Origin of the sequence: Aeromonas sp. QDB20, from assembly GCF_027707805.1 — a bacterium.
GTDB classification, from domain to species: Bacteria; Pseudomonadota; Gammaproteobacteria; order Enterobacterales; family Aeromonadaceae; genus Aeromonas; species Aeromonas dhakensis.
Window position 1 is genome coordinate 336,823 of record NZ_JAPCJC010000002.1, and the last position, 12,128, is coordinate 348,950.

Here is a 12,128-nt window from a genome sequence, read left to right on the forward strand (position 1 = left end):
TGCAATCAGCCCTGCACCATAAAAAAATGCCAGCCGGTTACCCGGCTGGCATTGTTGCTGGTCTCTGTCAGCGTCAGCCGATCAGCTGGTAAAGAATGGCGGAGATGGCGGTCATCCCCATCAGGGCCACGAAGACGTTGCTGATGTGGCCCTGATACTTCGCCATGGCCGGCACGCGCTTGATGGCGTACATCGGCATGATGAACAGGATGGTGGCGATGATGGGGCCGCCCATCGACTCGATCATGCCGAGGATGGAGGGGTTGATCACCGCGGTGCCCCACAGGGTCAGGATGAAGAAGGCGATGATGAAGATCTCGACCTTCTTGTGGTTCGGCTCCTTGCCGGACTTGCGCAGGTTCTGGACGATCATCCCCTTCAGGCCTTCACGGGCACCCAGGTAGTGGCCGAAGAAGGAGGAGACGATGGCCACGAACGCCACCAGCGGACCGAAGTAGGAGATGATGGGGCTTGAGTGCTGGTTGGCCAGGTAGGAGAGCACGGCAATGTTCTGGGACTTGGCCTCGGCCAGCTGTGCCGGGGTCAGGCTCATCACGCAGGAGAAGACGAAGAACATCACGAAACCGAGCAGGATGGTCGCGGTGCGCTTGAGGATGGCGTCAGACTTCTCGACCGCCTGCTCGCCGTGATCGCGGCGCTGGGCCAGGGAGAAGCTGGAGATCGCCGGGCTGTGGTTGAAGGAGAACACCAGCACCGGGATGGTCAGCCACAGGGTGATGGCAAAGTCCTTGCCGGACGGTACCTGGGAGAGGGCGGCACCGGTCCAGTCCGGGATCAGGTAGAAGGAGATCCCCACCAGGATGGCGATGAGCGGGTAGACCAGGAACTCGGTCACTTTGAGCATCAGCTTCTCGCCAGCCAGCATCACCGACATCATGCCCATGATCAGCACGATGGAGAGGATCCAGCGCGGCGGCGCCGCCATCTGCAGCTGGTTGACCATGAAGCTTTCCACGGTATTGGTGATGCCCACCCCGTAGATCAGCACGATGGGGTAGATGGCGAAGAAGTAGAGCAGGGTGATTAATTTGCCGGCACCCACGCCGAAGTGCTCTTCCACCACTTCCGTGATGTCTGCATTGGGTTTGCTTGACGAGAGCACGAAGCGGGCGAGGCCGCGGTGTGCCAGATAGGTCATGGGGCCGACCAGCAGCGCCATGACCACCAGCGGCCAGAAGCCGCCCATGCCGGCGTTGATGGGCAGGAACAGGATGCCGGCGCCGACGGCGGTACCGAACAGGCTGATTACCCAGCGAGTGTCTTGTTTGGTCCAACCACGCGATTGGACTGAGCGGGTTCCTTGCTCCTGTGAGGTCGCAACATCCTGTGCGCCGGTGACAGTATTAGACATGTGTCTCACCCCTGAATTGTGGTTTTTATAGAATCGGCGCAAGGATACGGGTTTTTTAATCAAAAATGTTGATCAAATTCACCTTTATGGGACTGAAAACCGCACTCTTTTATGGAAATGTGATCGAAAGAAGAATTAATCAATTATTTTTTATAAAATACCACGTTATTTTAGTGTTAACGCATGAATATTGCACAGGCATTTGTTGGCAATATGTTATCTGGAGAGTTGCCGTGACAGCTGGCGGATCATGCTGGCGGTTGCACCCCAGATAAAATGATCCTGCCAGGGGATCCAATAGATGGTGTGCAGGTGATCGGCTCTAGGAATGGTCAGGGCGATATGGTGGCGCGGATCCAGCAGGTGGTTGAGCGGCACTTCGAAGGCCTGGTCGACCTCGTCCCGGCTCAGGGTGAGCTGATAGTCGGCCGCTACCAGTCCCAGCACCGGCAGCACGTCATATTGTGAGACGGTGTTGAGGGGAGCGAGGGTGCCAAGCACCTCTATCTGGGCCGGGACTATGCCGAGCTCCTCCTGGGTTTCCCGCAGCGCCGTGTGGATCAGATCCCGGTCATCCGGATCCTGTCTGCCACCGGGGAAGCTTATCTGTCCCGCGTGGTGACGCAGGTGCGGACTGCGCCGGGTCAGCAGCAATTGCAGGCCGTCGGCCCGTTCAACCAGCGGCAGCAGCACGGCGGCGGGCTTGAGCCCGGCTACCGTCAGCCGGTGAGCGGGGGCGGGGCGTTGCAACAAAAAGCGGGTCAGCAGTTCTGCTCGTTCCATCTCGATTCTTCTTCACTCCTTCAAGTCGCTGAGATCATTTTGTCAGGTTTTCAACGCAGTGCGTCCAGCAGTGGCAGGATGCGGGCCACCTTGTCATAGGTTTCCTGATATTCGTCGTCCACGTCGGAGTCGGCGATGACGCCGCCGCCGGCCCAGCAGTGGAGCTGGCCCTGTGCGGCGATCAGGGTGCGGATGCAGATGCTGGTGTCCATTCGGCCGTGCTGGCTGAGGTAGCCGATGCTGCCGCAGTAGGCGTTGCGCCGCTGGGGCTCCAGCTCCTCGATGATCTCCATGGCCCGGATCTTGGGGGCGCCTGTGATGGAGCCACCGGGGAAGCAGGCACGCAGCAGATCCACGCCCTGCCAGCGGGCATCCAGTTCGCCGTGAATGGTGGAAACCAGATGGTGCACCGCCGGGAAGGATTCCACCGCAAACAGGCTGGGCACGCTGACCGAACCGGGCCGGCTCACCCGGCCGATGTCGTTGCGCAGCAGATCCACGATCATCAGATTTTCCGATCTGTCCTTGTCGGCCTCCGCCAGCTCGCGGGCACTGGCCTGATCCAGCGCAGGGTCGGCCAGCCGCGGACGAGTGCCCTTGATGGGCTTGGTCTCGATGTGGCGCTGGTCGAGCAGCAGGAAACGCTCGGGCGAGAGGCTCAGGATGGCCCCTTGCGGCAAGCGCAGGAAGGCCGAGAAGGGAGCGCGGTTGGCCCGTGACAACGCCTGGTAGGCTTGCCACTCGTCACCCCGATAGGGGGCGCTGAAACGCTGGGTCAGGTTGATCTGGTAGCAATCCCCTGCCGCCAGATAGGCCTGCACCCGGGCAAATTTGTCGCCATATTCGGCGCGGCTCATGTTGCTGCGCCAGGGGCCAGCAAGGGCGAAGGGGTCTGCGGCAAGCTCGTGCTGCGCCTCCAGCCACTGCAGCCGGCGGGCAAGGCCGGCCTCGTCGCCCCAGTGCACCAGCAGCCATTTGCCTGTTGCCACTTCCCGCAGCAGGGCCCAGTCATAGATGCCGACCGCCATGTCAGGGATGGTGACGTCGCGGGCGGCCAGGTTCGGCAGACGCTCGAAGCGGCGGCCCAGATCATAGCCAAACAGGCCGAGCGCCCCGCCGATGAAGGGCAGGGGGGGCGCTTGACTGGTGATCTCTCCCAACAGATCGCGCTGGTACCGGGCCAGCAGGGTAAGCGGATCATCTTCACTGGACTCGTGTTGATCTCCCTGCTCGATGCGGGTCAGCGCCCCGTCGGTCTGCAGGGTGGCCAGCGGATCGGCGGTGATGATGTCAAAGCGGTTGTCCGCACCCAGCGGGCCGGCGGATCCCAGCAACATGGCCCAGGGCAGGTGGTGAAGGCGGGCGAACAGCGCATGGAGCGCCATCTGGTGTTCAAAATGGTGGATATGCAGCGTTGGTTTCATTTTTTGTTACACAGGCAACAGTTTGCAGCCTGCTCCCTAGCCGGTACGGGGGTGGCAAGCGTATCATAGGCGCCGGAATTTTTAGAAAAAACGCGCCGTTGTCTTATCGGGCAGACAGGCAGACCGCCTGGCATCACCCCACCGAAGCACGGCTCATATGGAAGCCCTTGCTCCAACCAACACGGGAGACAAGGACCAGTGAGGATGATATGAGCATCATTAAAAAACAGGATTTTATCGATTCCATCGCCGACGCCCTGCAGTACATCTCCTACTACCACCCCCTCGATTTCGTGCATGCCGCCAAGGCTGCCTATGACCGGGAGATCAACCCGGCCGCCAAGGATGCCCTGGCCCAGATCCTGATCAACTCCCGCATGTCCGCCGAAGGTCATCGTCCGCTCTGCCAGGATACCGGCATCGTCACCTGCTTCGTCAAGATCGGCATGCAGGTGCAGTGGGACAGCGGCATGACGGTGCAGGAGATGGTGGATGAAGGGACGCGCCGCGCCTACACCAATCCGGACAACCCGCTGCGCGCCTCCGTGCTGGCCGACCCCGCCGGCAGCCGCAAGAACACCAAAGACAACGCCCCGGCCGTGGTACACATCGACATGATCCCGGGCAACAAGGTGGAAGTGAGCATCGCGGCCAAGGGCGGCGGCTCCGAGAACAAATCCAAGATGGTGATGCTCAACCCCTCCGACGACGTCGTCGAGTGGGTGCTCAAGACAGTGCCGACCATGGGGGCCGGCTGGTGTCCGCCCGGCATGCTGGGCATCGGCATCGGTGGTACCGCCGAGAAGGCGGCCGTGCTGGCCAAGGAAGCGCTGATGGAGCACATCGACATCCAGGAGCTGATCGCCCGTGGTCCCGAGACCACAGAGGAGAAGCTGCGGGTCGAGCTCTACGACAAGGTCAACAAGCTCGGCATCGGTGCCCAGGGCCTCGGCGGCCTCACGACCGTGCTGGACGTGAAGGTGAAATCTGCGCCGACCCATGCCGCCTCCAAGCCGGTGGTGATGATCCCCAACTGCGCGGCCACCCGCCATGTCCATTTCGAGCTGGATGGTTCCGGCCCGGCCGAGCTGACCCCGCCGAAACTGGAAGATTGGCCGGAGATCACCCGCTCGGCCGGCGGCAACGTGCGCCGGGTCAATGTCGACGGCATCACCAAGGCAGAGCTTGCCAGCTGGAAGAGCGGGGATACCGTGCTGCTCTCCGGCAAGATCCTCACCGGTCGCGATGCCGCTCACAAGCGCATTGCCGACATGTTGAAAAAAGGTGAGGGGCTGCCGGAAGGGGTCGATTTCACCAACCGCTTCATCTATTACGTGGGCCCGGTCGATGCCGTGCGTGACGAGGTGGTCGGCCCGGCCGGCCCGACCACCTCCACCCGGATGGACAAGTTTACCGACATGATGCTGGGGGAAACCGGCCTCATCGGCATGATCGGCAAGTCCGAGCGGGGCCCCAAGACGGTCGAGAGCATCAAACAGCACCAGGCCGTCTATCTGATGGCCGTCGGTGGTGCCGCCTATCTGGTGGCGAAGGCCATCAAGAAGGCGCGGGTGGTGGCCTTCGCCGATCTGGGCATGGAAGCCATCTATGAGTTCGAAGTCGAGGACATGCCGGTGACCGTGGCGGTCGACTCCCAGGGCAACAATATCCACGAGACTGGGCCGGCCTACTGGTCTGCCAAGATTGCCGAGCTCGATGGCAAGCTGGCGTGAGTTGAAGATGCCTGAGGGCTGTTCACCTACGGTATGGAGCCGGGTCATTATGCCCTGAGTGCATGGGCGCGATGCGCGACTGCCATGGATGTGGCCGTCATGCAGCCTCAGCCATAACAAACAAAACGAAGGCGACCCCAGGGTCGCCTTTTCTTTTCGTCTGCGTGTCTGTCGTGCGAATTTTAACTGCCAACTGCCAACTGCCAACTGCCAACTGCCAACTGCCAACTGCCAACTGCCAACTGCCAACTGCCAACTGCCAACTGCCAACTGCCAACTGCCAACTGCCAACTGCCAACTGCCAACTGCCAACTGCCAACTGCCAACTGCCAACTGCCAACTGCCAACTGACGCTCTCTGTGCGTGGTGCACAAGGCTGTCAACGCTGGATCCCACGTCCGCCAGTTGGCTGGCGCCTATTCACCCTTGCCACTGTTGTCTGGTAGCAAGGGCTTTTATTAATCGGTGATTGGCAAACGATTCATCACCCAATTAAAAAGTCATCATCAATCTACCTGAACAACCCATCTCCTCACACGGTTGGGGGTCAGTGATTGAGATAAACATCCTGTCCGCCATAGACCAGCGAGCCACCATGAGCGGGAGAGGAGGCGACTGGCTCGAAGAAACGGGTCAATACACCACAGCGTTGCCCCAGCGTGCTCAGCTTGGCCCGATCCAGCGTGACCTGTTCCGGCAGCCAGGTCAGCACGGCGGCGCAGCGGCCGTTGCCCAGACTCTGCTCCAGCGTGGATTGCCAGTTCTTGATCTTGGGGCTGTGTACCACCAGTACCCGAGCCGGATTGATCCCCTGTGCCTGCAACTGCTTGGCCACGGGCAGACCGGGTGGCGCAATGAGCAGGATCCAGCCCGTGTCACCCTGGCTCAAGCGCACCAGCTCATCGAGCAGCGGCGGCTCCCGGGTGAGGCTCGCAGAGTGGCGATATTCGTCCTGCTTGCCCTGATGGCGGGTGGGCCAGGGGCTGCTCATGCTGGCGACGGAGACAAGGGTGTGGCTCATGGGCTGGCTCATATGCTTTCCTGTATGAATAACCATGCTGTATGTGTATACAGTAGTTGTTGTTCGCAGCAGTGACAAGCCGTTTGTGGCCAAAAATGTGATCTGAACGGTAATGAAAGAAGTTAACCAATTGATTTTAAAGTATATAAACTTCAATCTTTAAGTGGGTGTTTTTCAGGCTATGGACAAAGCGGGCAGGGGCGCCCATGGTTATACAGTATGTCCTGTACAGAGGAGAGATGAGGATGGACGTCAGCACCTTGCAACGACTGGATGCCAATATCCTGCTCGGGATCATCAATGAGAAGCTGCGGCTGGAGTGCGACGGGCTGGAGGAATTGCTGGCCTATTACGACATGACGGAAGACCAGCTTGCCACTCGCCTGTTGCAGATTGGCTACCACTACGATCCCATGAGCAACCAGTTCAAGGCCCACGGTTGAGCGGCGAACACTCCCCGAATGGCACTGTTCTATTTTTTCATGAATGGCGCACATTGAAATCGTTTTCAATGTGCGCTGAATTTTCAGTTATTTTCATGGATTTTCAGCGCTTGGCAATCGTTGAAAACCTATTCATGAATTTATATTTGCGATATAGACTTAAGATTTTGATTTTAAAGGAAATGATGGGTTTGTATTTGCAGGTTTCAGGAAAGGGTTTTCAAACTTGAACTGTCATTTTTATACGTTAAAGTGTGACTTGCGTTAACTTTTCAAGCTGCGGCTTTAGCTAGTATGCCCACGCCGGAACATATTCTCAGATAACAACAGCACCGGTCCCTGATGGGATAACAATTTATTATTCTGTAACGAAGGAAATGGTTTATGGCTACCAAGAAGAAGACAGACCAGGATCTCCAACTGGATAAAGATCAGCTCAAGGCGAGTATCGTGCGTCACCTGCGTTCTACCTTGGGTACAAGCGAACAGAAAGCCTCGCCAGAAGCGTGGTGGAAAGCGACCGCAGCCGCCGTCAACGAACAGGTGTACGAGCGCCTGACCCGCACTCAGCAGACTCACTTCAAGAAAGATACTCGTGCAATTCACTATCTCTCTGCTGAATTCCTGATGGGGCGCCTGACCTCCAACAACCTGCACAACCTCTCCCTGTACAAGATTTGCGAAGAGGCGTTGGGCGAACTCGGTCTGGAACTGACCGATCTGTGTGAACAAGAGCCCGACATGGCACTCGGCAACGGCGGCCTGGGCCGTCTGGCCGCCTGCTTCATCGATTCGCTGGCGACCCTGAACTACCCGGCGGTCGGCTATGGCATCCACTACGAGCACGGTCTGTTCCGTCAGGAAATTCAGGATGGCCGTCAGATTGAGCGTCCGGACTCCTGGCGCGAATATGGCAACCCCTGGGAGATCTGCCGCCCGGAATCGGTGCAGGAGATCCCGCTCTACGGTTACGTGGAGACCGTCTTTGGTGACAACGGCGGCCTCAAGAAGGTGTGGCACGCCGGTCGCAAGATCAAAGGGGTGCCCTGGGATATTCCGGTAGTCGGTTTTGGCGGTCATACCGTCAACATCCTGCGCCTGTGGGAGTCTCGCGCCTCCGAGTTTTTTGACTGGGACGTGTTCAACGCCGGTGGTTATATCGACTCCCAGGCGGAAAAAGCCCAGGCCGAGACCATCTCCAAGGTGCTCTATCCGAACGACGAGACCGACGCGGGCAAAGAGCTGCGCCTGATCCAGCAGTACTTCTTCTGTGCCTGCTCCATCAAGGACATCATGCGTCGCTACAAGCGGGTGCATGGCGCCGATTTCAGCAACTTTGCCGCCCAGATCGCCATTCAGCTCAACGATACCCACCCCACCGTCGCCATCCCCGAACTGATGCGGGTGCTGGTGGACGAAGAGGGGCTGACCTGGGAAGCGGCCTGGGCCATCAGCTACCAGGTGTTCTCCTACACCAACCACACCCTGCTGCCGGAAGCACTGGAGAAGTGGTCGGTCAGCCTGTTCGAGAAGGTGCTGCCGCGCCATCTCGAGATCATTTACGAAATCAACGCCCGTTTCCTGGGCGAGCTGGTGGAGCCCAAGTGGCCGGGCAACGACGCCATCAAGGCCAAGCTCTCCATTATCGAAGAGGGAGCGGTGCGCAAGGTGCGTATGGGCAACCTGTGTGTCATCGGCTCCTCCAAGGTGAACGGCGTGGCCGAGATCCACTCCAAGCTGGTGAAGGAAGATCTCTTCCCCGAGTATGCCGAGCTGTGGCCAGAGAAAATGTGCAACGTCACCAACGGCGTGACTCCGCGTCGCTGGCTGCTGGCCTGCAACCCGGAACTGGCCGAACTCTACAACGAAGTGGTGGGCAAGGAGTGGCCGCTGCAACTGGACAAGCTGCGCAGCGTCACCAAGTTTGCCGACGACAAGGCCTTCCAGAAGCAGTTCATGACCATCAAGCGCCACAACAAGGAGAAGCTGGTCAAGGTCATCAAGGCGGAAACCGGTATCGAGGTCAGTGCCGAGGCGATCTTCGACGTCCAGATCAAGCGTCTGCACGAGTACAAGCGCCAGCAACTGAACCTCATCCACATCATGGCGCTCTATCGTCGTCTGCTGGCCAACCCCGACTACGACATGCATCCGCGGGTATTCATCTTCGGCTCCAAGGCGGCGCCCGGTTACAAGCTGGCCAAGGACATCATCTACGCCATCAACAAGCTGGCGGAGCGGGTCAACAATGACACCCGCATTCAGGGCAAGCTGAAAGTGGTGTTCATGCCGAACTACCGGGTGAGCCTGGCCGAGAAGCTGATCCCGGCGGCCGACGTCTCCGAGCAGATCTCCACTGCCGGTTATGAAGCCTCTGGTACCGGCAACATGAAGATGGCCCTGAACGGTGCCATCACCATAGGTACCCTGGACGGCGCCAACATCGAGATCGCGGAAGAGGCGGGGGCCGAGAACTGTGCCATCTTCGGTCTGAACGTGGACGAGGTGAAGGCACTGAAGGGGCGCGGTTACAACCCGTATGACTTCTACTACGCCAACTCCGAGCTCAAAGCCGTGCTGGACTGGTTTGATACCGACTACTTCACGCCGGGTCGTCCGGGTGAGCTCTCCTCCATCAAGCGCTCCTTGCTGGAAGGGGGGGATCCCTACCTGACGCTGGCCGATTTTGCTTCCTACTCGGAAGCACACAAGCTGATCGATACCTGGTATCGGGATCCGGCACTGTGGGCCAAGAAGGCCATCATCAACTCGGCCACCATGGGCAAGTTCAACTCCGACCGTTCCATCCAGGACTATGTGGATCGGATCTGGAACCTGAAGCCCTGCAGCATCGGCTGACAAGAGAGCAAACCCAAACCCCCGCCATGCGGGGGTTTTTTATTGGGTGTGGGCGGTGTTGGTTGTGTGAACGCGGGACAAAAGCAAACTGCCCAACTGCCCAACTGCCCAACTGCCCAACTGCCCAACTGCCCAACAGCCCAACTGCCCAACTGCCCAACTGCCCGACTGCCCGACTGCCCGACTGCCCGACTGCCCGACTGCCCATTGCCACCCTCTGCATACAGTTCTGCTATTTGAGGACGTGTGACATCGAATGAGGGGGGGGCTGAGGGCGGGAGAAAAAGGTGTGCACTCGAGAATCGGCAGGCAAGTGAGACAATAAAAAAGGCCCCGTCAGGGGCCTTGGTATTCGGCATATCAGTGAATATGTCTCAGTGCAGTATGTCGCCCATGAAGTAGGCGAGCATGGTCAGAATGACGGTGAAGACCAGGTTCAGCACCAGGCCGGCCCGCATCATCTCACGTTGTTTGATGTAACCGCTGGCGAACACGATGGCGTTGGGCGGGGTGGCCACCGGCAGCATGAAGGCGCAGGAGGCGCCGACGGCGATCAGCACGGAAACGACGATGGGGGAGACACCCAGCGCCTCGGCGACCCCGGCAAACAGCGGCACCAACAGGGCGGCGGTGGCGGTGTTGGAGACCAGTTCGGTCAGGAACACCACGAATGCGGCCAGGCAGAGCAGAATGATGAAGATAGGCATGGTGGCCAGACCGTTGGAGAGGTGTTCCGCCAGGAAGGCGTTGGCGCCGGTCTGCTTCAGGATGGCGCTTAAGGTGAGGCCACCGCCGAACAGCATCAGCACGCCCCAGTCGGTGTTCTGGTTGATGTCATCCCAGCTGGCCACCCGGCTGATGGCAATGGCCACGATGGCGCCCATGGCGATCAGGGTATCGAACTGGGGAATGCCCCCCATTGCCTTGGCGATGGGTTGGGAGCCGATCCACAGCAGTACCGTGGTCAGGAAGATGAGCAGGGTGATCTTGCGTTGACCGGTCCACTGGATGGTCACCTTCTCGGTGCTGACCTGATGGGAGAGGTCGGGGCGCGTCACCATATACAGCAGGCCGATGCCCACCGGCATGAAGATGAGCACAACCGGGATGCCAAACTTCATCCAGTCGGTGAAACCCAGCCCCATCTGGGCGGCCGCGATGGCGTTGGGCGGGCTGCCCACCAGGGTGCCGATGCCGCCGATGCTGGCGCTGTAGGCGACCCCCAGCAGGACGAAGACCAGGGTGCGACGCTCCTTGTGGGCGTCGATGCCTTTGAGCATGCCGAGGGCCAGCGGCATCATCATGGCGGCGGTGGCGGTGTTGCTGATCCACATGGAGAGGGCGGCCGTGATGGTGAAGAGCACGATGGCGGCCCAGCCAAGGTGACCCTTGGCAAGTTGCATCACCTTGGCGGCGATCTGGGTATCCAGCCCTTGTTTGGAGAGGGCTGCAGCCAGTGCGAAGCCGCCGAAGAAGAGAAACAGCACCGGGTTGGCGAAATCCGTCAGGGACTTGCTCATGTCAAACACCCCGAGCAGGGTGGCAAGTACCGGGATGGAGAGGGCCGTGATGGTGATGTTGACTGCTTCGGTCAGCCAGAGAATGGCGATGAAGACCAGTATCCCCAGCCCCTTGTTGACGTTGGGGTCAAACGGCAGCCAGGCGAGCATGGCACAGAGCAGCAGGACATCCAGGATGACGATCCCGGATTTGACGTCCAGCCAGCGTGATGGGGTAGTAGAGGGTACTGCAGATGTGTGCATATCGTTCTCTCGGTTAATTTATGGTTGTTGTTGTGTTGCCGAGATTACATTCATCCCCCCGTTTGAAACAGGGGGATCTGGTCAAAGCATGCCGAGACTCACAGAGTCAAGACAAGTTAAAACATAAATAAAACACAAATTAAACAAATTGGTATCATTTGTGGCTGTTCAGGAAGGAGGCAAGCCACTCCTTGAACAGACTGGGGGGCAGGGAGCCGCTGCGCTGAGCCAGCATCTTGCCCTGCTTGAATACCATCAGGGTGGGAATACTGCGAATGGCGTAGCGGGCCGCGATGGCGGCCTGTTGCTCGGTATCGACCTTGACGAAGCGGATTTTTGGCTCAAGCTCACTGGCAACTTGTTGAAAAACAGGTGAAAATTGAAGGCATGGTCCACACCAGCTGGCCCAGAAGTCGACCACGACCGGGATGTCGGACTGGATCAGGGTATCGAATTGCTGCTCCTGACCGGTGACCGGGGTGGTGGCGAACAGTCCGCTCTTGCAGCGACCACACTTCGCGTTTGAATCCACCTTCTCCTCGGGCAGGCGGTTCCTGGTGAAGCAATGGCTACAATAGGTAGTGATAAATGACATAATTGATTCCTGTATGCATAAGCCCTGCAACATCTTTATTGCACTGTCAGGGCAGAGTAACGGTAACATAGCAGTCAATTATCTTTCACAGCCAGTGATCCCGTAGCGACGTGATGTCGGTGGATGCATGGCCAT

The 12,128-nt window shown here is 58.9% G+C and carries 9 protein-coding genes; 3 read left to right on the forward strand and 6 right to left on the reverse strand.

Translation table 11 applies throughout. The features are described from left to right. Positions 1–73 precede the first annotated feature (73 nt). From PG897_RS03330 to pabB, 3 genes are all read right to left on the reverse strand, one after another. Positions 74–1,372 carry a serine/threonine transporter gene (locus PG897_RS03330; protein ID WP_024941547.1) on the reverse strand — a complete coding sequence of 433 codons (1,299 nt, stop codon included), beginning with the start codon at positions 1,370–1,372 and terminating at the stop codon, positions 74–76. Positions 1,373–1,588: 216 nt separating this feature from the next. Further along, positions 1,589–2,155: a CoA pyrophosphatase gene (locus tag PG897_RS03335; RefSeq protein WP_005300376.1), complete on the reverse strand. Its 567-nt coding sequence runs from the start codon at positions 2,153–2,155 to the stop codon at positions 1,589–1,591. Between the two features lie 50 nt (positions 2,156–2,205). Continuing rightward, on the reverse strand, positions 2,206–3,540 hold the full coding sequence (gene pabB / locus PG897_RS03340) for an aminodeoxychorismate synthase component 1 (protein ID WP_201880882.1): 1,335 nt from the start codon (positions 3,538–3,540) through the stop codon (positions 2,206–2,208). Between the two features lie 248 nt (positions 3,541–3,788). On the opposite strand from pabB, the gene PG897_RS03345 reads away from it, so the two are divergent. Next, complete coding sequence (locus PG897_RS03345; RefSeq protein ID WP_270828734.1) at positions 3,789–5,312, forward strand: fumarate hydratase; 1,524 nt, start codon at positions 3,789–3,791, stop codon at positions 5,310–5,312. A gap of 547 nt (positions 5,313–5,859) precedes the next feature. Here PG897_RS03345 and PG897_RS03350 read toward each other — a convergent pair. After that, a complete protein-coding gene (locus PG897_RS03350) occupies positions 5,860–6,345 on the reverse strand; it encodes a cell division inhibitor (RefSeq protein ID WP_017765430.1) in 486 nt (161 codons plus the stop codon). Positions 6,346–6,578: 233 nt separating this feature from the next. On the opposite strand from PG897_RS03350, the gene PG897_RS03355 reads away from it, so the two are divergent. Together PG897_RS03355 and PG897_RS03360 are read left to right on the forward strand one after the other, a co-directional pair. Next, on the forward strand, positions 6,579–6,776 hold the full coding sequence (locus PG897_RS03355; RefSeq protein ID WP_005300391.1) for a DUF4250 domain-containing protein: 198 nt from the start codon (positions 6,579–6,581) through the stop codon (positions 6,774–6,776). A gap of 384 nt (positions 6,777–7,160) precedes the next feature. After that, complete coding sequence (locus tag PG897_RS03360) at positions 7,161–9,635, forward strand: glycogen/starch/alpha-glucan phosphorylase (protein WP_005300394.1); 2,475 nt, start codon at positions 7,161–7,163, stop codon at positions 9,633–9,635. A 374-nt stretch (positions 9,636–10,009) separates the two neighbouring features. Here the strand turns inward: PG897_RS03360 and PG897_RS03365 are convergent, their stop codons facing one another. Beyond that, on the reverse strand, positions 10,010–11,398 hold the full coding sequence (locus PG897_RS03365; protein WP_024942615.1) for an SLC13 family permease: 1,389 nt from the start codon (positions 11,396–11,398) through the stop codon (positions 10,010–10,012). 154 nt (positions 11,399–11,552) lie between these two features. Next, entirely contained in the window at positions 11,553–11,993 is a 441-nt protein-coding gene (trxC, locus tag PG897_RS03370) for a thioredoxin TrxC (protein ID WP_017782654.1), read from the reverse strand. Between the last annotated feature and the right edge of the window lie 135 nt (positions 11,994–12,128).

Excerpts from the sequence above, each read along its gene's own strand:
- PG897_RS03330 (WP_024941547.1), bottom strand. The coding sequence starts at position 1,372 with ATGTCTAATACTGTCACCGGCGCACAGGATGTTGCGACCTCACAGGAG.
- PG897_RS03335 (WP_005300376.1), bottom strand. The coding sequence starts at position 2,155 with ATGGAACGAGCAGAACTGCTGACCCGCTTTTTGTTGCAACGCCCCGCC.
- pabB (WP_201880882.1), bottom strand. The coding sequence starts at position 3,540 with ATGGCGCTCCATGCGCTGTTCGCCCGCCTTCACCACCTGCCCTGGGCC.
- PG897_RS03345 (WP_270828734.1), top strand. The coding sequence starts at position 3,789 with ATGAGCATCATTAAAAAACAGGATTTTATCGATTCCATCGCCGACGCC.
- PG897_RS03350 (WP_017765430.1), bottom strand. The coding sequence starts at position 6,345 with ATGAGCCAGCCCATGAGCCACACCCTTGTCTCCGTCGCCAGCATGAGC.
- PG897_RS03355 (WP_005300391.1), top strand. The coding sequence starts at position 6,579 with ATGGACGTCAGCACCTTGCAACGACTGGATGCCAATATCCTGCTCGGG.
- PG897_RS03360 (WP_005300394.1), top strand. The coding sequence starts at position 7,161 with ATGGCTACCAAGAAGAAGACAGACCAGGATCTCCAACTGGATAAAGAT.
- PG897_RS03365 (WP_024942615.1), bottom strand. The coding sequence starts at position 11,398 with ATGCACACATCTGCAGTACCCTCTACTACCCCATCACGCTGGCTGGAC.
- trxC (WP_017782654.1), bottom strand. The coding sequence starts at position 11,993 with ATGTCATTTATCACTACCTATTGTAGCCATTGCTTCACCAGGAACCGC.